Below are 25,532 nucleotides of genomic sequence, written 5' to 3' on the forward strand. Positions count from 1 at the left end.
AACTCACATTTAAATGAGGCCAGAATGAAATCATCCTCAGCATTATGTACTGTATGTCCTTGACATGAAAATTAAGGCAGCAATCATAACTAAACCGCACTGCGTAACGTGCAATTTACAGTGATATTTCTGTCAATACTGATGACTCAAAATATGGCGAAAAGTCCACTCCATCAAAACCTTACACCATTTTATTCATCCAAACTATTTACAGACTAAGAATGATAATTATGTAAAAATAATTAATCCAGAAATAGTCTTATAAATTAACCACCAGTTCAACTAACCTGACAAAAATCTCACGAATATGTAGGTTAATTGATTTTAAATATTGATACATATCACACTAATTTTATTAAGGAAGTTCTAATAAATTTAATTAACCCCTCATTAACAACATAACATACCGTGCCTTTTTTATCCAAAATCATTCATTTTTGTAGATAGAGATCAAATACCTGATAGAATACCCACAGTATTTACAAGAGGATTCGTTATGAGTGTCGAATTAGAACAAAACCAAGTATGTGAAGCTTGCGGTTGCGCTGGTGAAATGGGTTTTATCATCAAAGAAGGTGACGATGTTGCCGACGTAACGATTTTCGCAGAGACTAAAGCAGCATTAGAAGCTGAGTTGGCGAAATACATCGAAATGGCAACAGCAGTATGTGCTGGCGTTGAATACAACGTTTCTGAACTAACAGAAGAATCGAAAGAGCTAACCGCTCGATTCAAGTTTGAAGTAAGTGCTGAAAAGCTGATCTTTGAACTTAAGACTCGCTCTCTAGCGCGTTAATCACAACATTTCATCGGTAGTTCTATATTTTACCGATAGATAAGTAAAGCGAGCACACGGCTCGCTTTTTTGATCTCTGATGAACCGGTCTATTTCTGGTCCTGTTGAAACACAACCCACTTCAGTGAACCGTTGGTTTCAAAATCATTCTCATCGGTACACATCAGTAGCACACCCTCTACATTCAGCACTGCACCCGTCGTGTATGCTTTGTCATCGTAGTAACAAACACGCTGCCCTAGTTTGCCATCTGCAACGACCAACGCTTTAGTATCTGGCGTGCTGTAAGATTTCGCCATTACCACGCTTGAAAACACCAACGCTGCAATTGCTGCCAAAAATGATATCGATTTTAAGTTCATGAATATTTCCCTCAATCAAGACCTTATAACTTAACAAAGAAGCATCGCAAGTTCTTGGCAGCATCTCATATTCTTGTTAAGTGACGATGTAGCGGCTAACGGCGCTTTACGTTATCCTTTTCCAGACTTTATCAACGGTTGTAATGGTTATGCGCATTCTCCCCCTCTTACTCGCTCTGACAACGTTTTCTAGTACCACCACTGCCTATGAGCTTGATTACTACGCCAAGTTTGGTCATACCGACAACTACGGCAATATCGACCTACGGAATAAACCCTATACGACCATCCCTGATGGCTTAGTCGTTAAAGGCAACCTCAATATTTCCCAGACGCCGATAACCAAACTTCCAAAAGGGCTTGATGTACAAGGCAGCCTTGAGGCCACCAACAGCGCGCTTAAAACGGTAAGACCTGGCATTAAAATTAAAGGCTACGCGAACTTACTCGCCAGTAAAATTGAGCGCTGGCCACGCGGTGTCAAACTAGGTGGCTACTTGAACCTCACGGATACGCCGTTAACGAGCTTGCCAGCGAGACTGAGAGTAAAAGGCGACTTGAGCGTTATCCGTACGCCGCTAACGGAGCTACCGGAAGGTTTAGTGGTGGATGGCAACCTCTATATCGGAGGTTCAAAGCTAACGACATTTCCCGATACCATGACAGTAAGAGGCAATATCTTCTTAGGGGGAAATAAAGTGACAAAGTGGCCAACAAACTTGACCTTAGGTGGTGCAGTTGCACCGTAGAGAGGGATGTTTCCAAAGCTACTTGAGCCAATGAAAGGAACTAGGTCTAATGAGAGGAACGAGTTCAGAATCTAACAATAACACGCCTGAGATAGATTCCGTTTGAGCCTCGTTCCTCGCAATTAAATGTCCATTACCTTTCAAGCAATGGACATGACAAGATTACTCTTGATTGTTTACTGGATTAGCATAGCTAGCTACTAAGTAGCTGTGCGCGCCAGTCGGCAGTTTTTCAAGCTTCTCTTGTAACTGAGTTTTTACTGATTCAGTGATCGACTCATCTTCACGACCTGCGGCAAGCAAGTTGATTGGGAATACTCGGTAGTTATTGTGAATTTGGCGGTCGATTTCGTTCGCGAGTTCATCCGGCGTCTCGAACTCTTGGTCGATCACATCACCAAAGGCAACATGCACTTTGCCTTTGTAACCCACGATGCCTTGAATGATGCTTTCAATGTCTTCAAACTCGCCTTTCTCATAGCGGCCATTCTCTGCCTTTTCATACAGTTCTTTGGCTTTTGCTATGTCACAAGGGTCATTTTGGTAAGAGATAGACACTGGCACAATCTTCAATGAGCGAGTGTATTCGCCAAAGCTGACTTTTTGCTTACGGCCTTCCACATGGAACATCTTCAAGATGGCTGGATCAGTAAAATCATTACCGTCTTTCGCACGGCCTTCTTTTTGCGCAATCCAGATTGAGTTGCCTGTGTCTAGAGAGTGCTTGATGTAGCCAGACAATAAACCCAACGCTTTCATCATTTCACGCGGTGCTTTCGCAGAACGTTTTACAATGAAGCTCTTGTTGAGTCGCATTAGCTCAGTCGCACAAGGTTTCTTCAGCAGGTTATCACCAATTGCAATACGCACAGTACGATGATCTGTTTGGTGTAAACCGTAGTTCACAAGCGCTGGATCCATCGCGATATCACGGTGGTTAGAAACAAATAAGTAAGACGTGTTCTTGTCCAATTTATCTAGGCCAGAAAATGTCACGCCGTCGGTAGTTCGATTTAGCGTATCTTGCAGGTACTTCTTAACCTCTAGCTGAATCGCTTCCACAGAATCCAGTTTACTCCACTTCGCTTTCAAGTAGACACGGATAATCGGACTCATGAGTGTTTTGAACCACGCCGCTTTGTTTGCAAAACGGTGGTTTAAAATCGCACTGATAAACTCATCGTCTTTGATCAGGCGGTCCAGCGCAGCTGGGATTTCTTCGTCATTGTATGGACGAATTTCAATATAAGGATCGTTATTGGCTGTCATTATTCAATTCATTTCAAAAAAAGCTGGCACATTTTACGCATTGTTTTGCCAACCCGCAGCATTTTAGACCATACTTTTAACATGGTCATACCAGTAGCATTACAATTTCTATTCACAAAAAAATCTGTTATCCGGTTGGCAATTTAGGGGTTTAGCGTTACCCTTAGCGCCCCAAAAACTCTGGTATTCACAATGAACTACGCAATTGAATTTCACGACGCTAATTACCCTTTTCTTAATGTTGCTGCGCGCAAAAAGGCGCTAAAACACAGCTTACTATCAGTAGTGGAAGGTTTGGCGATCATTAAATTGGGTAAACATGAGTATGCCATTGAACCGGGTCAACACTTCTGGATTCCTCAGGGATGTTTGAGCTCCCTCACCTTTTTACCTAACACACGAGTGACTCGCTGTGACTTTTCTGTGCGCTTAGCTGACGCATTCGCTCAACAAGCAGGCTATGTGAAACCATCAGCGTTATTGTCAGCGCTTATTGAGAAATTGGTAATGACAAAAGCACGAAGCGAACATCAATTGGACTTGCTGGCAGTGGTTAAACATGAAGTGCTGGCTCTAAAGCCAATGCTGACTAGCTCAGCGCTAACCGACTCAATCAACAAATGGAAACCAGGTTGTGATTCGCAAGTTTCTATCGAGCTTTGCTTGGTTCTGACGCTAAGAGAAGCGCGTAAAATGAAGTTATCTGGTAAGAAGCAATCCGATATCGTGGCTAAGTTGTTCAACAACAATGAAGAAGAATACGAGCAACTGTGTTTCTTAGTGTTTGGGGAAGCACTGTAAATACAGCATACATAGAACGAAAAAAGGACGCACTCATGTGCGTCCTTTTTGTTTTGATTCGGCTTAAAACGGAACTTCGATTTGCATCATCCAGTCAGCGTCGTAGTATTCATGCCAACGGTAATCAAAGCGCATTCTTGGTTCACCATCGTGCTTATCGCCAAAGCCCACACTGAACATCAAACCATGACTTTTTAACCACTCTTCGGTGCTCATATTAGCTTCTTCATCACGTAGCTCTTCTGGCATCCAAAGCCCAAGACCAAAGTAGTTTTTTTCTAGGTTTTGAGTGAGTATCGGCGTGTTTTCCGAGCGAATAGCCCATTGATCCCAGTAACTTTCTGTTGGGCCTTCCATCGCCTTTTCAGCGATGTACCAGTTAAGTGTGTCCATGCTCAGAACACCCACGCTATCAAAAACATCTTCACAAACTGGCATGGTGTTATCAGCAAATACGACGGATCGATCAGACAAATAGTTACAAGCGGAACTAGCCTGTGTAGCCACAAGCAGCGCGCATGCACTAAATACCACAATTCTGACCATGAAAACCTGACCTCTTCGTTTTCAGATTACGATTGTTTATATAAGCCTTCGCTCATCAATATTTCATTAACCGTTGGGGTCGTGAATGCGCTGATGTCTTTACCCTCTACCAACGCATTGCGAATGTCCGTGCTTCTGATATTGACTTTCTCTGGACAAGCCATCACAGCCCAACGCTCCATAATTTCTTCCGCTCTATAAAATTTAGCAAATTTGAAAAAATTATCAGGACCTATGACAAAAGTTATATCGGCTTGGGTGTGGATTTCTTGAATTTTTTCTAATAACGCAAAAGTCGTCACACTTTGTCCGGGTTGGTACAAAGCTTGCTCAAGGTCTGAACGTTGAACATTAGAAAGCCCCATGTCTTTAATAAAGGCATCAACCAGTTTGCACCGAATTGGGTAATCCAACATATTTTTGCCCCAAGCGTGTGCAATGCTTGGCTCTAGAAGCACGAGATCAAAGTGGCTCAGTGACTCGATCACGCTTTTGTGACCTAAGCTCGGCGGGTTAAATGCGCTACCAAAAACGGCGATTTTTTTCATATCCGGTGATTACCTGGTTGAAGAGAGTTTTCTAATCCGATGAATTCGGTATGATACTACTAATCTTTAGATCTTTTTGACACCAATGCGACGTTTATGGACTCCAATTGGGCAGTTTCTCGCCACTTGGTGAACGATATACGTCTTAAGCAGTATGAATCTAGTAATACTGATTAGTGTCGAACCTATTTGCAGGAAAAGGAACCCTAAATGGAACAATCCATCCGCGATGAAATGCGAGTACTCCCTTCTATCGACCCGCATTTCGAAATTGAACGCCGCGTCGCTTTTATCAAGCGTAAATTACAAGATTCTGGCTGTAAGTCTCTTGTTCTTGGTATCAGTGGAGGCGTTGACTCAACAACGTGTGGTCGCTTAGCTCAATTGGCTGTAGACCAACTAAACGAAGAATCTGACGACAATGGCTATCAGTTTATCGCCGTTCGCTTGCCTTACGGTGAGCAAAAGGATGAAGACGAAGCCCAACTTGCTCTTGATTTTATCCAACCAACGCATTCCGTATCGGTAAACATCAAAGCTGGTGTGGATGGTCTTCATGCTGCTTCTCACGTTGCATTGGAAGGTACGGGTCTTCTACCAACTGACGCAGCAAAAGTTGACTTCGTGAAAGGCAATGTAAAAGCACGTGCTCGCATGGTAGCGCAATACGAAATCGCTGGTTATGTCGGTGGGCTCGTTCTCGGTACTGACCACTCAGCAGAGAACATCACGGGTTTCTACACCAAATTTGGTGATGGCGCGTGCGATATGGCACCACTGTTTGGCTTGAGCAAACGTCAAGTTCGCGAAGTTGCTGCAACGCTAGGTGCGCCTGAATTGCTTGTGAAAAAAGTGCCAACGGCAGACTTAGAAGAGCTTGCTCCACAAAAAGCAGACGAAGATGCACTGAGCCTGACTTACGAGCAAATCGATGACTTCCTAGAAGGTAAGCCAGTATCGCAAGAAGTGAGCGATCGTTTAGTAGCTATCTACAAAATGACTCAGCACAAGCGTCAGCCGATCCCAACGATCTACGACTAAAACGCGATTGTGCGCATGAGTGTTCCCGCTCTGAGCCCGCTCTAAGATAGAAAAAACGCCGCTAAGTTAGCGGCGTTTTTGTTTGCTGGTCATGGGCAGCGATTACTATTTAGGGTAGTTAGTCTGTTAGCGTCACGTCCGTTTGTGGAATAGCACAACACGCGAGCACTGTACCCATTGCACGTTCTTCTGCGCTTAATGCAGGTACATCCGGATGATCAACCTGCCCAGACTCTAATTGAACCTTACATGCCCCACACAAGCCCGCACGGCAGCTGTTCGTGATGCTCTTGCCGGCATTCTCGACTTGTTCCAGCAATGTTTGTTGGTTGTTACCCGCCAACTTCAAGCCGTTGAATTCAATCTCAACACTTTTCTCAGGTTTGGTCGTCGCAACCGCAACGCCAAAAGCTTCTTGATGGTAGTTATCTTCAGGTAACCCTTTCTTCAGCAGAAGGTTTTTCGCTTTCTGCATAAAACCATCAGGGCCACAAACGAACACTTGGCGTTGTTCAACATCTTTGATCTGTTTGATATGAGATAAGCTAATACGCCCTTTCAGACCAAACCAGTCCACCGCAGGCTGAGTTAAGCAAATCTTCACATCTAAGCCCGGATGTTGGCGTTTTAGTTCGTTTAACTCATCTTTACACGGGATATCAATCTCGCTACTGCACTGATGGTAGAACACCACGTCATCGAGTTGGTTGTGATCCGCCAAGTAGCGAACCATCGACAGCATTGGCGTTACACCGCTACCGGCAGACAGCAAGAGTAGAGGCTGAACAGAGTGCTCTTTTAGATGAAATTGACCATCTGGCGTTTCCGCTTCCAATACATCCCCCACTTGCAGGTTATCTAGTAACGCGTTAGATACACGACCACCAGAAACACGCTTAACGGAAATCGCGTAACGACCTGGACGAGATGGACTAGAAGAAAGCGTATAACGACGCCCAACTTTCTTACCGTCTAATTTCACTTCAATAGGCAAATGCTGCCCCGGCAAGTATGTTGGTAACTGACCTTTGCTTGGCTCAAGCCATAAGGTGACGAAGTCGCGCGCAATCTCTTCTCGCTCGACACAGGTGAGCGACATGCGATTAGGAGAGTTATCTGTATAGAATTCAGCTTCTTTGTATTCCAGCACTTCTACCTTGTCTCCCTGACGAATAATGCCTTCATTACGGGCAACAAGGTTTTGGCCGAAGAACACACCACCACGTTCATTAGCACGGAACTCTTGCAGTGTTTTCAACGGTTCTTTGCTTTCGCGGAAAGTGCCACGTTGAGTATTAACGGTGGTTAGAATGCAACGCTCACAAGGTTTCACTGATTCAAATTCGACTTCACCAATGCGAATGCGCTTCCATGAATCTTCTTCAAATGGCTTGGTATCGGACACCACAAGGTTGGTTCTAAACTGGTCCATCGAGTGCTGTTCAGAGCTTCTGCGATTTAGCTCTTCCAGTGACGCCTCACTGATCACAAGCACCGGATAGCCATCAGCAAAGCTAACGTTGTGGCCCAACTTCTCTCTTACACGATTAGATTGCTCACCAGTAAAAAGTAACTCAACGCGAAGGCCTAACACTTTACTAAACCAATCATCTGCTTCGTCAGTGGTGGTGTATGCAGTAAAACTGTCTTTCCAAACCGTCGCGGGTGCTTCCTGCATTTTGAAATCTTGATAACGGATCTTTAATGGCTCTTCCCCAAGACTGGTAAACACCACACCATCTGGCAATAACGCTGATTTGATGGTCACCATTTGTGGGAATTTACGGGCCGTCACCATTGAGCCATCTGACGTCGCAATCATAAATCGACGATCAAAACTTAATCCTTGTTTTTCAACCCAAGCGGAAGACAGCGCGACGCCTCCTACGGATTTGACTGGAAAAACATTAATTTGGGATAAAACTGATTGCGACATAACCTACTTCCTACAGGTGCTTTTTAATTGTTCTACTATCATATCCCCATAAGCTTCGTGACCCAAGTGTCTCGAGGTTACTCGGGGATAAAACTCCAATTTGCACGCGATATATTCATAAGGGATTCATTATTGGGCTCTAAGATATGTGTCAGTGCGTCGCATTTTATGAATAACGTCCCATAAATTTGCACATTATTGACGAAATTAGGATTGCCAAGATGTGACATTGAGCACATAATTCGCCAACTTTTTGACACTAAAAATAACCTATCCGGAGCATAGACCATGGATACTAACAAACTGATTCTAATTCTACTTTGTATCTTTCTTCCACCAGTGGCGGTTTACATGGAAAAAGGTCTAGAGAAAGACTTCTTCATCAATCTAATCCTGACGTTTTTCTTCTTCCTACCAGGCACAATTCACGCGCTTTGGTTGACGATGAAGTAACCAGCAGAGCTCCTACCGTAAAGAAATGTGAAAAATGGGGTGAAATGGAAGAGCAATTCCACTATCATCCTGTCGCCTAAGCGCAAGCGTTTGCTCTTGAGGTAAATGCAGCGTTTAGGCTCCAAACATAACTTTTAAATGGTGGGAGCAATTAATGACAACACTGACTATTACTCGTCCTGACGATTGGCACGTTCACTTACGCGATGGTGAAGTTCTAAAAGATACCGTTCGCGATATTAGCCGTTACAACGGTCGTGCACTGATCATGCCGAACACCGTCCCACCTGTGACCAATACTGAAATGGCGCTAGCCTACCGTGATCGAATCCTTGCAGAGCAGCACGGTGAGCAATTCGAACCTCTTATGGCGCTGTACCTAACAGACAACACCACGCCAGACGAAATCCGTAAAGCGAAAGCGACAGGCAAAATTGTTGCAGCAAAGCTTTATCCTGCGGGCGCAACCACCAACTCTGATTCTGGCGTAACCGATGCAAAGAATATCTACCACGTTTTTGAAGCGATGGAAGAAGTTGGCATGCTGCTTTTGGTTCATGGCGAAGTAACCCACAACCACGTTGATATTTTTGACCGTGAGAAGGAATTCCTAGACACGGTTCTTGCTCCTATCGTTAACGACTTCCCTAACCTAAAAATCGTTCTTGAGCATATCACGACTGCGGATGCGGCTAACTTCGTAAATAACGCTTCTGACAACGTTGCAGCAACCATCACAGCTCACCACCTGATGTTTAACCGCAACCACATGCTAGTAGGCGGCATTAAGCCACACTTCTACTGCTTGCCAATCCTTAAGCGTAATACCCACCAACAAGCGCTTATTGAAGCAGCAACGAGCGGTAGCAAGAAGTTCTTCCTAGGCACGGATTCAGCGCCACACGCAAAAGGCGCAAAAGAGTCAGCTTGTGGTTGTGCAGGCTCTTACACAGCACACGCAGCGCTAGAGCTTTACGCTGAAGTCTTTGAGAACGAAGGCAAGCTAGAAAACCTAGAGGCATTCGCTAGTTTGAATGGCCCTGATTTTTACGGTATCGCTCGTAACACAGATACTGTGACGCTAGAAAAAGCATCTTGGGATGTGCCAGAAACCATGCCGTTTGGCAGCGACATCGTTGTGCCAATCCGTGCAAATGAAAAGATTGAGTGGGAAGTGAAATAGTCACCCTCAAGAAATGAAAAAGGGTCATGCCACCATATTCGATATGGAAAGGCATGACCCTTTTCTTTTAGCTTCAATAAAACCTCAAAACAAAATTCGAGTTTATTTACCGCGAACCTTCTCCACCACAGTCCAAGCAGCAACCACAACTAGACCGGCAATCACACCAATCACACCGTTTAGCAGTGTTGGTACAATCGCTGTCGCAATCGTATGTCCACGGAAGTCCATAATGATGGGTTCAATCAGGTGATGAATCGCAGGTACGTTATGCACGACAATACCGCCACCAACCAAGAACATAGCCGCAGTACCCACAATAGCAAGCATCTTCATCAGCTTCGGAGCAAATGCCACTAGCGCACCACCCAGCTTCGCTTTGAGACCTTCACCATTTGATGTGCGCTCAAGATAAAAGCCCAAGTCATCAAGCTTAACGATACCTGCGACCAAGCCGTAAACACCGATAGTCATCAGTACTGCGATTAAACTCACCACGAGAATTTGCGTTACGATGCTTGATCCTGTGACTGTGCCCAAAGCAATCACGATGATTTCAGCAGAGAGGATAAAGTCAGTACGAATCGCGCCAGCCACTTTTCTCTTCTCGTACTCTTCGGCCGATTCACCAGTATTAACTTGCTCTTCTTTTTCTTCATGTTGGTGTGAATGAGGGAAGAGTTTTTCCAAGATCTTTTCTGCTCCTTCAAAGCAGAGGAACAGACCACCAATTAAGAGTAACGGCATGATCAGCCAAGGAATAAAAGCACTGATCAACAACGCCGACGGCACTAGAATCAGCTTATTCTTAAATGATCCTTTTGCTACCGCCCAAACCACAGGAATTTCACGCTCTGACGCAACACCAGATACCTGTTGCGCGTTTAGTGCTAAGTCATCACCTAGTACACCGGCGGTTTTTTTCGCTGCCATCTTAGACATCAATGCAACATCATCCAATACCGCTGCAATGTCATCCAACAGTGTTAGTAAACTTGCTCCAGCCATTTATTTGTCTCTTTTATGGAATTGAATAAGTAACAGAATGTAACACCATTAAATCACTCAGCAAAGTTATGATTTTGCAAAGAATAAAGTCACAAATTGTGTTTTCTGTTGCCGTGGCTTTGAGAGAGGACTAGTCTTGTCTTATCTTTCAAGCACTCAAAAGAAAAAGTATAGATGAAAAGCGGATACACTTACCCAATCGGTACCCCTGGTCAGCCTTGGGGCGAAGCAGAACGTAAAGCTTGGTGCGAACAACGTGACGTAAAACGTAGCTACCAAGATGAAGTTGTGACGAAAATTGATGCTCTTCGCGAACGTTTCGATGTTGAGCAATACGGCGCGCTTTCATACGACGAAGCGCGCTTCCCTCTGTTTTGTATCAAAACTCGTAACTGGGATGCGGCAAAACCTGTTGTTTTGGTCACTGGCGGCGTACACGGCTACGAGACAAGTGGCGTACACGGCGCGTTGAAGTTTGTTGATAAGCAGGCAGAGCGTTATGCAGAACACTTCAATATTGTGGTTGCGCCATGTGTGAGCCCTTGGGGCTATGAAGTGATTAACCGCTGGAACCCAAATGCGATTGATCCAAACCGCTCTTTCTACGCAGACAGCCCAGCAGAAGAGTCAGCAAACTTGATCAAGCTAGTTGCAACGCTAGGTGATGTTCTAATGCACATCGACCTTCACGAAACCACCGATTCTGACGAGACGGAATTCCGCCCAGCACTTGCAGCGCGTGATGGTCTTGAATACATCGAAGGCATGATTCCAGATGGTTTCTACACGGTGGGCGATACAGAAAACCCGCAACCAGAGTTCCAAAAGGCAGTCATCGAGTCAGTAGCGAAGGTGACCCACATTGCTCCAGCGGACGACCAAGGCGAAATCATTGGCTCGCCAGTGGTGCAATTTGGCGTAATTAATTACCCAATGGAAAAACTGGGGTTGTGTGGCGGCGTAACCAACTGCACTTACGGCACCACAACGGAAGTTTACCCAGACAGCCCGAAAGTGACTGATGAAGAGTGTAACGACGCTCAAGTTGCAGCAGTTGTAGGTGGTTTAGACTACGTGCTCGCTCAGCTATAACAAGCGATTCTTATATTGCTCCGGTGTAATGCCGGAGTATTTCTTAAACATGGCAATAAACGGACTGGCTTGGTTGTAACCCAACGTTAGCGCTACCTCTTTTACTGTTTGCCCCTTCCTTAACAACTCCATCGAATGCAGGTAACGCACTCGCAATCGCCACTCGGTAAAACTCATTCCCAATTCACTTTGACAATGGCGAGCTAAAGTACGCTCGGTGGTATGAACCTTCTCCGCCCATTCTCCTAAGCTGATTTCGTCAGTTGGGGCTTCTTCAACAGCTTTTAAGATTGGCTCTAAGTACTTATTGTCTGTAGTTGGCAAAAAGTGATGCTCGACTTCTTGTTTGGCTAACTGATCCAGCAAGACTTGAACGAGGCGCTTGTCCTCTTCGCTCTTAGCAACATTAATATCACGCTGACGAAAGTCTTCCACAATCGCAGAAACAATGGGCGTCACTTTGATCAAGCTCGTTTTGGATGGAAAGTGTTGAGTTAACTCTGGGTCGATGTTTAAAGAGCAGTATTCCAAAGGTTTACGGTTGTAACTGGTGTGTCGTATGCCAGCAGGCACCCAGATCGCAAGATGAGGAGGCGCTAAGAAACGCGTGTCTTCCGCATCCATCTCTAGTATGCCGCCACTGATCAGTTGAACCTGCCCCCATGGATGGCTATGTATACGAGTTTCCGTGTTCGACAGAAAGGCTTCGAAATTCATAAATACATCTGATGGTGCTCTATCAATTGATAATGATGGATGAAGATTCCTTGTGCTCTTTTTCAAATTTGTCTTCCTATCGCTTACGATGTCTTTCCAGAGATACATTTCATTATAAAGACCTGTCAGACTAGCGCCATTAATTATTCTGCGATGAGGTTCTCATGGTTTATTTGCTTCCGTTTTTTACTGTCATGATTTGGGGTGGAAATTCCATCGTAAATAAAATGGCAGCAAGTGCCATCGAACCAAGTGCCATGAGCTTCTATCGTTGGTTTGTCGCTATGGTGCTTCTGACGCCATTTTGCTTACCAGCGGTGATCAAACAGCGCCATGTGATTCGCCCATACTTGGCTAAGTTAGCGTTCCTTGCGCTACTGGGCATGGTACTAAACCAATCACTCGGCTATTACGCGGGTCTTACGACGACCGCTTCTAACATGGCACTGATTACCTCTCTCGTCCCATTGATAAGTGTTTTCTTGAGTGTGCCTTTATTGGGTAAGTCGATTTCCATGCTGAGCGTGGCAGGTGGCGTGATTTCATTAGGCGGTTTGGCGTTTATGCTGGGTCACGGTGACATCACCTACTTCCTACATCAAGACATGACGCAAGGTGACAGTCTGATGCTGTTAGCTGCCCTTTGTTACGCGATTTACTGTGTGCTACTAAAACGCTGGAAAATGCCTTTCAACAGCATGACCTTGGTCTATATGCAGGGCTTTTTCTCGCTGGTTATGCTAACTCCCTTGTGGTTGAGCAGTGATCAACTTCTACCAAGCCAAAGTGCGCTGCCATTGATTGCTTATGCGGGCATTGCTGCCTCTATCTTCGCGCCTTTAATGTGGGTGAAAGCGATTGATTTGATTGGTGCAGATTCAAGTGCCATGTTCATGAACCTGATGCCGGTGGTTTCTGTAGCGTTAGCCTCGACCATGCTGGGGGAAGAGGTGCATGTTTACCACATCATTGGCGGCATGCTGGTTATCTCTGGCGTTATCTTGTCGCAAATTAAGATCCGCAAGAAGGTTCAATCACCAAGCCCGGAACTGCCACCTGCGACATCTTAATTCAATCTCATAAGCCACGGCACCCACCGTGGCTTTTTTGTGCCCCATATCTTTTGCTGCTAGCACTGACAAAAAAGTTAATATTTTGTTGCACTCCCTATTCCAGTATCGATTTCTTGCTGATACATTGGATCTAATAGCAACGACAATAACAAAGGAATGACAGATGAGCAGTGGTCAAAGAGACATAACCCTTCGTTTTCTTGCTGAACCAGGAGACGTTAACTTCGGCGGTAAAGTACACGGTGGTGCCGTGATGAAATGGATCGACTTAGCCGCCTACGCGTGCAGCGCAGCTTGGAGTGGTAAGTATTGTATTACCGCATATGCAGGTGGTATTCGCTTTGTTGCGCCAATTCATGTCGGAAATCTAGTCGAAGTCAGTGCTAAGGTCATCTACACCGGACGCAGCTCAATGCACATCGCCATTGATGTACAAGCAAGCGATCCTAAAGAGCTAAAGAACCGTCTAACAACGCATTGCATCGTGATTATGGTTGCGGTCGATGAAGATGGAAAGCCAACCGACGTTCCAAAATGGATCCCAGAATCAGATGAAGACAAAGCACTGGAACAGTCGGCTATTCGCTTGATGAACATGCGTAAACAAATTGGCGAAGAGATGGAAGCACACGTCAAATATCTCAAATAGCTCAAAAAGTTCAAATAACTTGCCCCTCCCCAAGGCCCCAAACTGATTATCAAGTAATCGTTTGCTCTATATGTGTGAAGTAATGTCATGGTTCTGTCATTCACTTCACACTAGGTTCAAATTGTCATAAATCTTTCACTTTGATTTGATTAAATCCACGCACAATTTTCGTGTTGGATAGAGTTTGGATCTTGAGATTAAAAGAGACCACGTTAAGTGAAAATACATTGACCAATTTGAAAGCGGTCGAATATCAATGGGTACGCACAATGTATGTGGAAGGTTATAACGAAGAGGAAATTAACCACTACATTCAAACCTGTTTTGGTGGTGATACCACATTTGCCGATCTTTTCCGACGCGTCGCATTACAACAAGAGAGTTTATACACACTGCTTCAATATGTAGGCTGTGCACCTTCAAGCCGAGAGTTTTAGCCTCCCCCTTTAGTTACGCCATTTATTCTTTCAAATAACCCTACACTAATTATGTGAAGTGATACGCACGGCATTCTGCCGATGCTGTGTAATCCATTGCAAACTGGTTAGTCTGTATACGCAATAAGAAAACGCAGTGAATCTGTAGGTATAAAAAAACCTGAGTCTAGACTCAGGTTATGGTTACAAGAAACTGTTAGTGATTAAAGCGTAAGGAACTAAGCTAACAGCCAGCTATGCGTAACGCCAAAATAGCCAGATATTACTGATCGGCGGCCAAACCAAAATTGTAATATCGATGCTAAATATAAGGGCGACCATATGGTCGCCCTTTTCTAGTTATTCTTTTCTCTCTCAGAGACCAACTGAGATTATCCTTTCACACCACCAGCCGTCAGACCACCGACTAACCAACGCTGTGCAAGTAAGAATACAATTGTAATTGGTAGTGCAGACAATACTGCTGCAGCTGCGAAGTCACCCCACAGATAGTTCTGAGGATATAGGTACTGCTGCATACCAACTGCTAATGTGTAGGAGTTTACATCAGAAAGCAGTAGAGATGCTACCGGTACCTCACCAACAACGCCGATAAATGACAAGATGAACACTACAGCTAGGATTGGCACTGATAGTGGAAGCAGTACTAAACGGAACGCTTGCCACGGTGTTGCACCATCCAGTGCTGCCGCTTCTTCTAGCGAGTTGTCAATCGTCTCGAAGTAACCTTTAATCGTCCATACGTGTAGTGCGATACCACCTAAGTAGGAGAAGATCAGACCGCCGTGGGTGTTCAAACCTAGGAAAGGAATGTACTGACCTAGTTTGTCAAACAATGCGTAAAGCGCCACAAGAGCAAGTACTGCTGGGAACATCTGGAAGATCATCATCGCTTTCAGGATAGTGTTCTTACCTTTGAAGCGTAGACGAGCAAATGCGTAAGCCGATGTTGTAGACAGTGCCACGATAAGAATAGAAGTGATACCTGCTACCTTTACCGAGTTCCATAGCCAAGTCAGAACTGGGAATGGAGGCGGTGTTACAGAACCGTCTGCGTTTGTTACCGAGAAGCCCAGAGCAAGCTTCCAGTGTTCTAGCGATGGGTTGTCTGGGATCAGACTACCTGTTGCAAAGTTACCCTCACGGAATGAGATCGCAATGATCATCAACAGTGGGAAAATAATCAGTGACAGGAAAGCCCAAAGAGCAATATGGGTCGCCCATACACGGTACTTTAAAGATTTACCTTGTACTATAGCCATGGTCGTTACTCCTTAGTCCTGAGATAGCTTAGTGAAACGTAGGTTCAATAGTGCTAGCGCGCCAACCAATAGGAAGATAAGCGTTGCGATTGCACTTGCTAGACCGAAGTCCTGACCACCTGCACCTTCAAACGCGATACGGTACGTGTAGCTTACTAGTAGGTCGGTGTAACCCGCTGGCTCAGAAGTACCAATCATGTTTGGACCACCGCCAGTCAATAGCTGAATCATTACGAAGTTGTTGAAGTTAAACGCAAAGCTCGCAATCAATAGAGGAGTCAGAGGTTTAATCATCATTGGTAACGTTACTTTCATGAAGTTCTGGACGAAGTTCGCACCATCGATTGCAGACGCTTCATAAAGGTCATCAGGAATCGCTTTTAGTAGACCCATACACAGAATCATCATGTAAGGGAAACCAAGCCAAGTGTTCACGATCATCACCATGGTTTTCGCTAGTAATGGGTCAGAGAACCAAGAAGGACTGATACCAAAGATAGCGTTCAATACCATGTTGATCTCACCAAAGCTTTGGTTGAAGAGACCTTTAAAGATTAGGATTGAGATAAATGCTGGAACCGCGTAAGGCAGAATCAGCAGTACTCGGTACACTGCACGACCTTTAAGCTCTTCCCACTGAACAACACTCGCTAGAACTAAGCCAATAACTAGCGTGAATACTACCGTCAGGATTGAGAATACAACCGTCCAGATGAAGATACTGATGAAAGGCTCTTTGATGCCGTCGTCTTTCCAAACTCGCTCAAAGTTGTCAGTACCGATGTTTACCACGAAGCCAGGAGAAACCGTATTACCGACAAACTGGCCATTTTCATCGACAGGTTGGTAGTAGCCCACATCCATATTTGGACGCAGCATCTCTTGTGTACGGTTATTGAAGATCGACTCACCATCATCTTGAAGCGTGTACAGTGGTACCACCGCTGCGAACTTACGCAGACCGCTCATTCGGATGTCATCACCGCTTGGAAGATGAAGGTCAACACCACTCAGTGCACTACGGTTCTTAACAATAGTTTTGATTGGCTCTTTGTCACCCGTCGCTTCAGTGATAGGCGCTAGATCAAGATCCGTTGCAGAGAAGCCATCAAGCTGGAAAGTTGGCGTCGCTAGTAGCTCATCGCCTTTCTTCACTACAATTTGGTGACCTTGCTCAGTCTTGTATAGAGTGAATGGGAAACTTTCACCACTCTGATACGTTCTATCTAACAGGACAGACTGTGCACGATCGAAAGAAAGCTGGTTTTTCGCGCTGTAGTTAGTGAACGCCAGACCGACGGTATACGCCAACGGGAAAAGGATGAATAGAATCATCCCGGCAATACCAGGGTAGATGTATCGGTGAGCGTATGTTTTCTTACTACCAAAAATGAATAGCGCTAAAGCGGTTAGAATGATCGTAAGTAGTGCAAACGCAATCTCACCGCGAGAATACATTAGGATAGTTGCGTAGCCATTGATAATGCCGACTGTGCCCAATAGTGCCCATTTGGTGAACACTTTTTTGCTGCTTGGTAGGCTGGCTTCTGGTGCTGTCATAGCATCTGTACCTTGAACTGACTGCATAGGGAACCTGCTAGCGAATATAGGATAAATATAGAAAAGTAAGGAGGAGTTGCCCCCTCCTTAAAAAGGGTATTGCTGAATTATTTAGTCATTTGTTTTTCTGCATCTGCTAGAGCAGCATCTACAGTTTGACGACCGTCAACCACGTTGATGATAGCGTTCTTAGCTGCACCCCAGAATGCGTTCATTTGTGGGATGTTTGGCATGATTTCGCCGTTCATCGCGTTGTCCATTGTCGCCGCGATACGCGTATCTGAATCTAGCTCTTTTTGGAACGAGTTAAGCGCTACTGCACCTAGTGGCTTGTCGTTGTTAACCATACGTAGACCATCGTTCGTTAGTAAGTAGTTCTCGATGAACTCTACCGCTAGGTCTTTGTTTGGTGACGCAGTGCTGATACCAGCAGTTAGTACACCAACAAATGGCTTAGAAGACTGACCTTGGAACTTAGGTAGCGTTGTTACGCCATAGTTGATGCCAGATTTCTCAATGTTGCCCCAAGACCATGGACCGTTAATAGTCATTGCCGCAGTGCCTTGGTTGAACGCAGACTCAGATACTGAGTAATCCATATCCGCAGAGATTACCCCCTTGTCTACTAGGCCTTTCACGAAGCTCATTGCGTCTTTCACGCCTTCTTTCGCAATACCTGCATCTTTGATGTCGTAGCCTTCAGATGTGTATTTGAATGCGTAGCCGCCGTCAGCTGCCATTAGCGGCCATGTGAAGTACGGTTCTTTCAGGTTCCACATGATTGCAGACTTGCCGTCTTTCTTAAGTTTCGCGTCTAGCGCTGCTACTTCTTCCCATGTCTTAGGTGGGTTTGGAACAAGATCTTTGTTGTAGATTAGAGATAGAGACTCAACCGCTACTGGATAACCGATTAGTTTGCCATCGTAACGTACTGCATCCCATGCGAAGTCAACGATGCCGTCTTGGATTTCTTTAGATGGTTTAATTTCAGCTAGTAGACCAGATTCTGCGTAGCCACCGAAACGGTCGTGAGCCCAGAATACGATATCAGGACCATCACCTGTCGCTGCAGTTTGAGGGAACTTGTCTTGTAGGCCGTCTGGGTGAGCCACTGTTACTTTAATGCCAGTGTCTTCTTCAAACTTCTTACCAACCTCTGCAAGACCGTTGTAGCCTTTGTCACCGTTGATCCAGATGGTCAGTTGTCCTTCTTCGATGGCAGCATTAGCACCAAAAGAACCTAAAGCAACAAGGGTACCCAGTGCTACAGCGCTTAATTTTTTCATGTTCGTATCCTTTTTATATTTTTGATGTAGGGCTAGTCCATTGAGGTTCAGCCGTATTTCGACACATATCATCTGAAATTATCGATTGTGTCTCATCCTCCTAATCCCTACGCCCTTGCAATTATGACGTATTTTCGTGATCTGAATCGCCAAGGGTTAGAGACTCAAATCACAAAATGAATACTTCCTGTGATCGGTTTCAACTTTAGGTCACGCAATAATGTGATTTCCGCCCAACTCCACCTCTACTCCTCCTTTTTGACTCCTCCCCGCCTACTCCCCCTACAATTATTTCGATTAGGAGGATGTAGCAGTGAACACAATCTTAGAAACTGCAGTCATCCAAGAGTGGATGGTAAGAACCCTTTCCCAGCAGTACCTACCCTATAGGTGAAAAGATTTGCTGGTTTTTCATTGCCATACGAGTGGAATGTCATTATTGGTGTTGTTTGTGGTAATTATTTCACGGGGGAGACAACACGAATAATGTGGGGGAGAGAAACTCGTATTTGGCTATGGTGGGTAGTGCTCCAGTTCAGGACATTTGGAGCGCTACCCTGTTTTTCTTACCAATCCCAATAACTTACCGATTCCTACTGTTACTGCTCGCTAGATAATTCATATAATGATGAGCGGTGAATAATAAAAATTGATCGAGGACGAGCTACATGGCGAGTGTCACGTTAAAAAATGTTTGTAAAGCGTATGGCGACGTACTGATTTCTAAGAACGTAGATCTAGAGATCAACGAAGGTGAATTCGTTGTTTTCGTAGGTCCATCAGGTTGTGGTAAATCTACCCTGCTACGTTGTATTGCCGGTCTTGAAGACATTACTTCAGGTGATTTGTATATTGGTGACCAGCGCATGAATGACGTAGAACCATCCAAACGTGGTGTTGGTATGGTGTTCCAGTCTTACGCTCTTTACCCACACCTAAACCTATATGACAACATGTCATTTGGTCTGAAACTAGCAAAAGCTGACAAAGCGGAAATCGATAAGCGTGTTGAACACGCAGCAGAAATTCTACAGTTGGGCCACCTACTAGAGCGTCAACCAAAAGCCCTTTCTGGTGGTCAACGCCAACGTGTTGCTATCGGTCGTACGCTAGTATCACAACCAGATGTATTCCTTCTCGATGAACCACTATCAAACTTGGACGCAGCACTGCGTGTAAACATGCGTGCTCAAATCACGAAACTACAACGCCAACTTGGCTGTACCATGATCTATGTAACGCACGATCAGGTAGAAGCAATGACAATGGCAGACAAGATTGTGGTTCTCGATGGCGGTTACGTATCACAAGTTGGTAAACCACTTGAGCTTTACCACTACCCACAAAACCGCTTTGTTGCTGGCTTTATTGGCTCACCAAAAATGAACTTCATGAGTGTTTTCATTGATGAAGTGGAAGCAGAACGCGTAAAAGTACAGCTTTCTAACGGCGTATCTTTCTGGATCCCAGTTGACGGTACAACAGTGAACCGCGGTGACCGTATGTCTCTAGGTATTCGCCCTGAGCACTTAGTTCAAGCCGTTGACGCCGATGCGACAATTCACGGTGAAGTGATGATCGTAGAGAAACTAGGTAACGAAACTCAGGTTTACCTAAACCTTGAGGGTGCAGACGCAGACGTTATCTACCGTCAGCCAGATACACTACCAGTAGAGTCTGGTGACAAACTGGAAATCGGTATCCCTGCATATCGTTGTCATCTATTCCATAGCGATGGCCGTGCATGCCGCCGACTACACAAAGAAAACGGCGTAGATTTCGAGTAAAACGTCTTTCACCTTTGCTTGCTACCAATCCCTCTCATTCGAGAGGGATTTTTTATTTCCATTAAATATATAGCTTAGAAGAAGTAATATCCTTTCAATTTCGAATAGGTAATCTAAAATAAGAAATTAACGCCAATATCAAAATAGCAACCATAAAAAATGGCTGTAATTGATTAATTAAATTTCAATTAAAAATCGAGCTTAACATAATCAATTATTAGGAAATACCTATCGTTTCAGATATAACTAGTCTGTTTTTTATCAAAGCCTAAATTTCGCCAATCTAGTATTGTGACTTACAAAGCTTACTATTCTGTAGGGCCGCGTCTTCACACGGGATATCGCCAGATTCTTCAGCCCCACAAACTATCAAAACCATAATAAACAAGACGTTAAAAATCCACCCTTTGATTTAACTTCATAATTTAATCGTTTGTAAATAATTCAGAATGATCTAAAAACAACAAATAAATCAGTTAATACTTATTTACCTAAACACAACTGCGCCTTGGCGCAGTTGTTGCTTTTGACCCTAGGACGCTTTCCACTTTAACGCATCGTTTCACATAAAAAAGCAAAATGAGCAAACGCCAAAGACTCAACGCGAAACACCAAGTATTATTCTGAGATGCAAGAAACGTAACTGCCGTAACTCGGGTTGTCAAAGTAGCTGCCGCCCCAGGAGAGGTACACCCACTTGAAACCTGAATATTGAGGCGAGGCCGACCAGTAGTATTTGCTAGTCGGCCAAGATTTCGCTTTAAACAAAGCGTGTTGATCATCAACATCTTTGTATTCTTCATATAACGAATCTAACGCCTCTTTCGTTGGCAGTGTCCAGTTGCTACGACCATGGTAATTATTGTTCGCTAAATATTGGCACCATCTCTCCGCTTGACCAGTGTTATTAAATAACGCCGCCTTAAACCCATATAAACCACGCCCTTCAGTTTCAGTGTATGTGTCAGAATAATCTGAATAGTGAATGTTCTTAAGGTAACTCAGTTCAGGGTCTGGCGTGTACCACACATTAGGGTTATTGGTTGATGGCAACACCGGTAAACATGCAAACCCACCGCCAGGACACGGATAATTGCCCGCCTCAAACGTAACACTGGCTGTGGTTGAGTCCACCACCTCGCCATTAGGGCGCTTTAAATGGGCAATAATATCGACCGAGCCTGCGTCTGTATCACTAACCTTCACTACCGTATGCCCCTTATCGTCTGTCGTTGCGGGGCTCACACTTACACTCGCGCTGTCACTAGACAGACTATCTGCACTTATCGGTAATCCCGCCACTGGGTTACCGTTAGCATCTTCCACGGTCACTTGTAACGTATCTTGCGCTTGACCGTCTGCTTCGGCCTTATCTTGGGTCACCACTAACCCCGTCTCGTCGGGGAACCTCGCCGTGTCTGCATCAGCAAGGTATGTCAACTCTGGGCTGGTTAACACATTTTCTGCATCCCCGTTGTCTGTCACCTTAAAACGGTAGCTCCCGGCTTTTGTGCTAGTCGTGGTCAGCGTTGTGACCTTGCCTTGGCTATCGGTATTAGGAGTGATATTTACATCCTCTTCCGACAGGCTGCCACTTAACCTCGTGATATTGATTCCATGTGAGCCTGCCGGCTGGGTCACCGTCGCCAATGTCACACTCTTCCCGTTTGCCACTACGCTGTAACGCTTCATGTTTAACGTCATTTCGGGACTCGCTAAACACGTGACGTAATACGGGGTGCTTTGGTCATAGTCTTTAGTTTGACCATCTTCTATCCAAAACCCTTTCATACTGTCACCGTCTGAGGCCAAATACGGTTTCTTTGATGGCCAAGCCTTTAAACCCTCCTTGTCATGGTCGTTTAAGTGCGCTTGACGCAACGCTGTTAGGTCCTGTACGGTCGGTAACAGCCCCAAGCTTTTACAATACGAGTCACCTGATACTGCATTGAACCCTGCTATTGTATTAGTCGCGTGGCTGTCCCACACAGCGCTCACGTTGTACCCTTTTCTATACACGTCTGAATATCTCTCCGGCGCTGTGAACGTGTGCTTGTTGTTATCATCCAGTGAGTCCCATGTTACGACGGCATCGTTCGGTTCAACGCGCAGTTTTAATAATCCAGAGGCAAATCCATTATATTCATCGGCCACGATGTAACTGATGTAGTTAATCCCCACCATCCCTGATGTAAACTTGAACGCTTTGTTGGTGATTGAATCTTTATCTGCCGGTGACACATCTGCGGTCCAACTTGTCACTTCCAACAGTTGCCAATCACCGCCATCCGGATCGATGATATTTAAACCCTCAAGCTTAGATAAATCCAACGTCACTGCTTCACTCGAGTGCACAACTAAAGAGTTGTATTCATTAATGTCGTATTTAGGTATCGCAATATTCGGTGCTTGGTTAGCCTCTTCAGAAAATGTGATGTAAATCACCCCAAGCTTATCATCACCGCTTTTACTGTTTTTAACCGTGAACACTACTCGGTTCCAGCCCGCTAATTCTGGCGGCGTGAAAGTAATCTTGTTACCATCAAGCGTAGTGGTGCCCAGGTTATCTTCCATGCCTTGTACGGACAAAGAATCTGCTTCTATCGCATCGCCCTCTTGCCAGTCACTGCCCAATAAGGATTTCACATCAAAGTCTTTCGAACCGTCATTTAATGTCATCACACCGGATATCGGTGGCAATAGCGGTTGGTGGGCTGTGGTCGCCAACACTTCTAAATGCACGCGCGTGCTTAGGCTCCCGGCTTGATTGGCCGTGTACTGGTAATCACAATGGGCACCCTGCTGTGCTTTTAACATCAACCCAAGACCACTAATATCCGGTTGACCGCACCCTTCCCCCGTTACCGTGGCATCCGTCAGTTGGATTTGATCGCCGCGCACAAAGTTTGAGACGTCAACCAGCGAACGCACACCCGGCTTTACGACACTGAAACCGTCCATAGCCAACATTTTTACCGTTGGTGTAGGTGGACTTGGTGGCACAGGGGATGGCGAGCTGCCGTCACTGCCCCCGTCACAGCCTGTGAGTAGCACCGCAATGCACATTCCAAGGGTTTGTAAACGAAACGCTTGTTTTTTCATGTTCTTTTCACTTATTGAAGTCACGAGCAGTCATCCTACTCGCCTGTATTATCTGCTGCTCAATGAAAGAAGGGGTCGGTTATAAGCCAGCTTCAAACATTAGGACAAAGGCATCTCGATACGTCCCGCTTTTTAGCGTATCCATCGGCTGATCGGTAAAATCAACCTTTAATTGAGCTTTAGCTTGAGACCGACTCAACGGCAATATTTTTGCTTTATTATCGCGGTTATCTATCTTTGGAACACCATTGACAATTAACGATTGGACATCACAGCCAGACACACAGGTCAGGTTGTATTTAATGTCGCCGCTGTCACTCACATCAGACTGCAAATGGAATAGGCCGTCGGGATTGGTCGACGGTTGTAGTCCCATGAGTACTCCATTCGGAAAATCCCCTGTGGCTGTCAATGTATACTTGGTTTCTCCACTAACCCTCTGATAGCCATGGTACTGCGCTGCGATAATGCCATCCCCTGTCACTGTGATGTCATCTAGTCTAGCCGGCTGATAATTAAGCGACATATATAAGGGCACCACCAGCGTGTTTCGCACCCTAACTCCTTGGCGGTAGTAGTCATAAGGAACGGTTAGGGTAACATGCCCCGTATAAAGGCCCTGCTTAGCATTATTTTGCTCAAAGGCTTTAGCTAAGGTGGCACCATCAATTGCTTCCAATAACGGGCGATAGTGCGTAAAAGGCACTTCGTTACTAGTAAGATCAATTTTGACATCACCGGTACCTGTTCCAGTGGTTTGCGCAATGTCACCGTTGATGTTGGTTTGGGCATTGCCCCCCTCAACCTTCTCGTGAGAACTAAAACTGGCTAAGCGATATTGCACCCCGCTTACAGTAAGCGGCATGGACACAGATCTCCCATCAGGTCCCTTTAAGTCCAAGCTATATCTGTTTTGACTAACGCTACCGGGAATCACACTGTTGCCAGTGGGCAGATTAATAGGCAAATCCCACAATGCCGGGGTGATGCGTCCACCCACCGTAACGGCTGAGTACCATTGCAGCTTCTTGCCAACTAAGCGCCCTTCCATATCAGCGGCATGACATTCCATAGACAACAAAGCCAACAAAACACTGACTAAGAGTGCCAATTTCATTTTGTCCCCTTGTGTGTACTGAGCAACTGACCTGATTTTAGAGTAATGTCGTCTTTGTAGGTCATATGGTGAGTTGATAAGCTGACCTTAATGCTATCAACGTCTTGCATATTCTTGGGTAATGAGACGTTAAGATCTCTGCCTGCAAGGGTATATATGACCTTATTGCAATCTTCACGAGTTTTCCCAACAGTGCCCGTTGAGCAAGTATCTAATACAGCATGAAGATAAGTATCTGCATAGTTGTGTAGGTGGAACGTTTTCCCTTTAAAGGACATCTCGTAATTGAACGGCGCGTCTTTTTCTGCAGGCACAATAAAATACGGTGCAAACCCCACTGCTACTTGAAGCGCTTGTTTGTTCGCCTCACCTTTGGCGAAATACGGGGTTGGCACAAAAGTGACTTGGTACATATGATCTTTGGTTTTGTCTGCACCGACTTTCGGTTGGTAGCTAACCTCAAAGTTCTTTTGCAACCTAGGGTCAATGACAGTGCGGGCAGGACGTACGGCAATATCCCAATCCGGCAAGTTGTTTCGGGTCAAAGGGGTTTTCACAAGCTGGCCGTCTTGCGTTGTAACTTTACTCATAGCAACTTGAATAAACTGGCGGTAGTCCTCAGAGTTCGTAATAGTGAAGTGCCCTTTATCGTTGTCCGCAAAGGTCATCATGTTATCAATGCCAATTGCATGGCTTGATAGCGGTGCCACCGCGATAATTAAGGCTGTAAGGATCTTTTTGTTCATCTTCATTTCGTG

24 protein-coding genes are annotated in these 25,532 nt (G+C 45.1%); 11 read left to right on the plus strand and 13 right to left on the minus strand.

The window, feature by feature from the left end:
- The first annotated feature begins 496 nt into the window (after positions 1-496).
- Complete coding sequence (locus KIO97_RS16035; RefSeq protein ID WP_010645003.1) at positions 497-796, plus strand: YfcZ/YiiS family protein; 300 nt, start codon at positions 497-499, stop codon at positions 794-796.
- Between the two features lie 89 nt (positions 797-885).
- On the opposite strand, the gene KIO97_RS16040 is transcribed toward KIO97_RS16035, so the two are convergent.
- On the minus strand, positions 886-1,158 hold the full coding sequence (locus tag KIO97_RS16040; protein ID WP_285383420.1) for a YnjH family protein: 273 nt from the start codon (positions 1,156-1,158) through the stop codon (positions 886-888).
- 149 nt (positions 1,159-1,307) lie between these two features.
- Between KIO97_RS16040 and KIO97_RS16045 the strand changes: the two genes are divergently transcribed.
- A complete protein-coding gene (locus KIO97_RS16045) occupies positions 1,308-1,907 on the plus strand; it encodes a hypothetical protein (RefSeq protein ID WP_285383421.1) in 600 nt (199 codons plus the stop codon).
- Positions 1,908-2,069: 162 nt separating this feature from the next.
- On the opposite strand, the gene KIO97_RS16050 is transcribed toward KIO97_RS16045, so the two are convergent.
- The gene (locus KIO97_RS16050) at positions 2,070-3,176 is read right to left on the minus strand and encodes a 1-acyl-sn-glycerol-3-phosphate acyltransferase (RefSeq protein WP_011999473.1); all 1,107 of its coding nucleotides are present in this window, start codon (positions 3,174-3,176) and stop codon (positions 2,070-2,072) included.
- 192 nt (positions 3,177-3,368) lie between these two features.
- Between KIO97_RS16050 and KIO97_RS16055 the strand changes: the two genes are divergently transcribed.
- Positions 3,369-3,977 carry an AraC family transcriptional regulator gene (locus KIO97_RS16055; protein ID WP_285383422.1) on the plus strand — a complete coding sequence of 203 codons (609 nt, stop codon included), beginning with the start codon at positions 3,369-3,371 and terminating at the stop codon, positions 3,975-3,977.
- 63 nt (positions 3,978-4,040) lie between these two features.
- Here the strand turns inward: KIO97_RS16055 and KIO97_RS16060 are convergent, their stop codons facing one another.
- Both KIO97_RS16060 and KIO97_RS16065 read right to left on the minus strand, forming a co-directional pair.
- A complete protein-coding gene (locus KIO97_RS16060) occupies positions 4,041-4,523 on the minus strand; it encodes a hypothetical protein (protein ID WP_050906071.1) in 483 nt (160 codons plus the stop codon).
- 26 nt (positions 4,524-4,549) lie between these two features.
- Positions 4,550-5,071, minus strand: coding sequence for a nicotinate-nicotinamide nucleotide adenylyltransferase (locus tag KIO97_RS16065; protein ID WP_045457282.1), 522 nt, complete (start codon positions 5,069-5,071; stop codon positions 4,550-4,552).
- 210 nt (positions 5,072-5,281) lie between these two features.
- Between KIO97_RS16065 and nadE the strand changes: the two genes are divergently transcribed.
- Complete coding sequence (gene nadE / locus KIO97_RS16070) at positions 5,282-6,112, plus strand: ammonia-dependent NAD(+) synthetase (protein WP_038891605.1); 831 nt, start codon at positions 5,282-5,284, stop codon at positions 6,110-6,112.
- A gap of 118 nt (positions 6,113-6,230) precedes the next feature.
- Here the strand turns inward: nadE and KIO97_RS16075 are convergent, their stop codons facing one another.
- Entirely contained in the window at positions 6,231-8,048 is a 1,818-nt protein-coding gene (locus tag KIO97_RS16075; protein WP_285383423.1) for a hybrid-cluster NAD(P)-dependent oxidoreductase, read from the minus strand.
- Positions 8,049-8,336: 288 nt separating this feature from the next.
- On the opposite strand from KIO97_RS16075, the gene KIO97_RS16080 reads away from it, so the two are divergent.
- Together KIO97_RS16080 and pyrC are read left to right on the plus strand one after the other, a co-directional pair.
- A complete protein-coding gene (locus tag KIO97_RS16080) occupies positions 8,337-8,501 on the plus strand; it encodes a YqaE/Pmp3 family membrane protein (RefSeq protein WP_005453437.1) in 165 nt (54 codons plus the stop codon).
- Positions 8,502-8,655: 154 nt separating this feature from the next.
- A complete protein-coding gene (pyrC, locus tag KIO97_RS16085; protein WP_045370637.1) occupies positions 8,656-9,684 on the plus strand; it encodes a dihydroorotase in 1,029 nt (342 codons plus the stop codon).
- Between the two features lie 102 nt (positions 9,685-9,786).
- On the opposite strand, the gene KIO97_RS16090 is transcribed toward pyrC, so the two are convergent.
- Positions 9,787-10,692, minus strand: a complete 906-nt coding sequence (locus KIO97_RS16090) for a DUF808 domain-containing protein (RefSeq protein ID WP_045370638.1) — start codon at positions 10,690-10,692, stop codon at positions 9,787-9,789.
- A 174-nt stretch (positions 10,693-10,866) separates the two neighbouring features.
- Between KIO97_RS16090 and KIO97_RS16095 the strand changes: the two genes are divergently transcribed.
- On the plus strand, positions 10,867-11,784 hold the full coding sequence (locus KIO97_RS16095) for a M14 family metallocarboxypeptidase (protein WP_285383424.1): 918 nt from the start codon (positions 10,867-10,869) through the stop codon (positions 11,782-11,784).
- On the opposite strand, the gene KIO97_RS16100 is transcribed toward KIO97_RS16095, so the two are convergent.
- On the minus strand, positions 11,779-12,567 hold the full coding sequence (locus KIO97_RS16100) for a helix-turn-helix domain-containing protein (RefSeq protein WP_005453431.1): 789 nt from the start codon (positions 12,565-12,567) through the stop codon (positions 11,779-11,781). The two genes, KIO97_RS16095 and KIO97_RS16100, sit on opposite strands and share 6 nt — an antisense overlap.
- A 98-nt stretch (positions 12,568-12,665) precedes the next feature.
- Between KIO97_RS16100 and KIO97_RS16105 the strand changes: the two genes are divergently transcribed.
- From KIO97_RS16105 to KIO97_RS16115, 3 genes are all read left to right on the plus strand, one after another.
- Positions 12,666-13,571: a DMT family transporter gene (locus tag KIO97_RS16105; RefSeq protein WP_045370640.1), complete on the plus strand. Its 906-nt coding sequence runs from the start codon at positions 12,666-12,668 to the stop codon at positions 13,569-13,571.
- A 166-nt stretch (positions 13,572-13,737) separates the two neighbouring features.
- Complete coding sequence (locus KIO97_RS16110; RefSeq protein ID WP_005441158.1) at positions 13,738-14,223, plus strand: acyl-CoA thioesterase; 486 nt, start codon at positions 13,738-13,740, stop codon at positions 14,221-14,223.
- A 191-nt stretch (positions 14,224-14,414) separates the two neighbouring features.
- Positions 14,415-14,660 carry a hypothetical protein gene (locus KIO97_RS16115; RefSeq protein WP_005529750.1) on the plus strand — a complete coding sequence of 82 codons (246 nt, stop codon included), beginning with the start codon at positions 14,415-14,417 and terminating at the stop codon, positions 14,658-14,660.
- A gap of 371 nt (positions 14,661-15,031) precedes the next feature.
- Here the strand turns inward: KIO97_RS16115 and malG are convergent, their stop codons facing one another.
- From malG to malE, 3 genes are all read right to left on the minus strand, one after another.
- Positions 15,032-15,922 (minus strand): maltose ABC transporter permease MalG, encoded by an 891-nt coding sequence (gene malG / locus KIO97_RS16120; protein ID WP_005432001.1) that lies wholly within the window; start codon positions 15,920-15,922, stop codon positions 15,032-15,034.
- 12 nt (positions 15,923-15,934) lie between these two features.
- Positions 15,935-17,509: a maltose ABC transporter permease MalF gene (gene malF, locus KIO97_RS16125; protein WP_081233945.1), complete on the minus strand. Its 1,575-nt coding sequence runs from the start codon at positions 17,507-17,509 to the stop codon at positions 15,935-15,937.
- Between the two features lie 80 nt (positions 17,510-17,589).
- Complete coding sequence (gene malE, locus KIO97_RS16130) at positions 17,590-18,768, minus strand: maltose/maltodextrin ABC transporter substrate-binding protein MalE (protein WP_005432005.1); 1,179 nt, start codon at positions 18,766-18,768, stop codon at positions 17,590-17,592.
- Positions 18,769-19,436: 668 nt separating this feature from the next.
- Between malE and malK the strand changes: the two genes are divergently transcribed.
- A complete protein-coding gene (gene malK, locus KIO97_RS16135) occupies positions 19,437-20,555 on the plus strand; it encodes a maltose/maltodextrin ABC transporter ATP-binding protein MalK (RefSeq protein ID WP_005432007.1) in 1,119 nt (372 codons plus the stop codon).
- Positions 20,556-21,173: 618 nt separating this feature from the next.
- Here malK and KIO97_RS16140 read toward each other — a convergent pair.
- The 3 genes from KIO97_RS16140 to KIO97_RS16150 form a co-directional block, all read right to left on the minus strand.
- A complete protein-coding gene (locus tag KIO97_RS16140; protein WP_285383425.1) occupies positions 21,174-23,657 on the minus strand; it encodes an Ig-like domain-containing protein in 2,484 nt (827 codons plus the stop codon).
- Positions 23,658-23,736: 79 nt separating this feature from the next.
- On the minus strand, positions 23,737-24,774 hold the full coding sequence (locus tag KIO97_RS16145; RefSeq protein ID WP_285383426.1) for a hypothetical protein: 1,038 nt from the start codon (positions 24,772-24,774) through the stop codon (positions 23,737-23,739).
- Positions 24,771-25,520 (minus strand): hypothetical protein, encoded by a 750-nt coding sequence (locus tag KIO97_RS16150; RefSeq protein WP_227740705.1) that lies wholly within the window; start codon positions 25,518-25,520, stop codon positions 24,771-24,773. Before KIO97_RS16150 ends, KIO97_RS16145 begins: the two co-directional genes overlap by 4 nt.
- Positions 25,521-25,532: the final 12 nt, after the last annotated feature.

Origin of the sequence: Vibrio sp. B181a (genome assembly GCF_030248375.1) — a bacterium.
Classification (GTDB): domain Bacteria; phylum Pseudomonadota; class Gammaproteobacteria; order Enterobacterales; family Vibrionaceae; genus Vibrio; species Vibrio campbellii.

Bases quoted from the DNA above. Each gene is read 5' to 3' on its own strand.
- KIO97_RS16035 (WP_010645003.1), top strand. From the start codon at position 497: ATGAGTGTCGAATTAGAACAAAACCAAGTATGTGAAGCTTGCGGTTGC.
- KIO97_RS16040 (WP_285383420.1), bottom strand. From the start codon at position 1,158: ATGAACTTAAAATCGATATCATTTTTGGCAGCAATTGCAGCGTTGGTG.
- KIO97_RS16045 (WP_285383421.1), top strand. From the start codon at position 1,308: ATGCGCATTCTCCCCCTCTTACTCGCTCTGACAACGTTTTCTAGTACC.
- KIO97_RS16050 (WP_011999473.1), bottom strand. From the start codon at position 3,176: ATGACAGCCAATAACGATCCTTATATTGAAATTCGTCCATACAATGAC.
- KIO97_RS16055 (WP_285383422.1), top strand. From the start codon at position 3,369: ATGAACTACGCAATTGAATTTCACGACGCTAATTACCCTTTTCTTAAT.
- KIO97_RS16060 (WP_050906071.1), bottom strand. From the start codon at position 4,523: ATGGTCAGAATTGTGGTATTTAGTGCATGCGCGCTGCTTGTGGCTACA.
- KIO97_RS16065 (WP_045457282.1), bottom strand. From the start codon at position 5,071: ATGAAAAAAATCGCCGTTTTTGGTAGCGCATTTAACCCGCCGAGCTTA.
- nadE (WP_038891605.1), top strand. From the start codon at position 5,282: ATGGAACAATCCATCCGCGATGAAATGCGAGTACTCCCTTCTATCGAC.
- KIO97_RS16075 (WP_285383423.1), bottom strand. From the start codon at position 8,048: ATGTCGCAATCAGTTTTATCCCAAATTAATGTTTTTCCAGTCAAATCC.
- KIO97_RS16080 (WP_005453437.1), top strand. From the start codon at position 8,337: ATGGATACTAACAAACTGATTCTAATTCTACTTTGTATCTTTCTTCCA.
- pyrC (WP_045370637.1), top strand. From the start codon at position 8,656: ATGACAACACTGACTATTACTCGTCCTGACGATTGGCACGTTCACTTA.
- KIO97_RS16090 (WP_045370638.1), bottom strand. From the start codon at position 10,692: ATGGCTGGAGCAAGTTTACTAACACTGTTGGATGACATTGCAGCGGTA.
- KIO97_RS16095 (WP_285383424.1), top strand. From the start codon at position 10,867: ATGAAAAGCGGATACACTTACCCAATCGGTACCCCTGGTCAGCCTTGG.
- KIO97_RS16105 (WP_045370640.1), top strand. From the start codon at position 12,666: ATGGTTTATTTGCTTCCGTTTTTTACTGTCATGATTTGGGGTGGAAAT.
- KIO97_RS16110 (WP_005441158.1), top strand. From the start codon at position 13,738: ATGAGCAGTGGTCAAAGAGACATAACCCTTCGTTTTCTTGCTGAACCA.
- malG (WP_005432001.1), bottom strand. From the start codon at position 15,922: ATGGCTATAGTACAAGGTAAATCTTTAAAGTACCGTGTATGGGCGACC.
- malF (WP_081233945.1), bottom strand. From the start codon at position 17,509: ATGCAGTCAGTTCAAGGTACAGATGCTATGACAGCACCAGAAGCCAGC.
- malE (WP_005432005.1), bottom strand. From the start codon at position 18,768: ATGAAAAAATTAAGCGCTGTAGCACTGGGTACCCTTGTTGCTTTAGGT.
- malK (WP_005432007.1), top strand. From the start codon at position 19,437: ATGGCGAGTGTCACGTTAAAAAATGTTTGTAAAGCGTATGGCGACGTA.
- KIO97_RS16140 (WP_285383425.1), bottom strand. From the start codon at position 23,657: ATGAAAAAACAAGCGTTTCGTTTACAAACCCTTGGAATGTGCATTGCG.
- KIO97_RS16145 (WP_285383426.1), bottom strand. From the start codon at position 24,774: ATGAAATTGGCACTCTTAGTCAGTGTTTTGTTGGCTTTGTTGTCTATG.
- KIO97_RS16150 (WP_227740705.1), bottom strand. From the start codon at position 25,520: ATGAACAAAAAGATCCTTACAGCCTTAATTATCGCGGTGGCACCGCTA.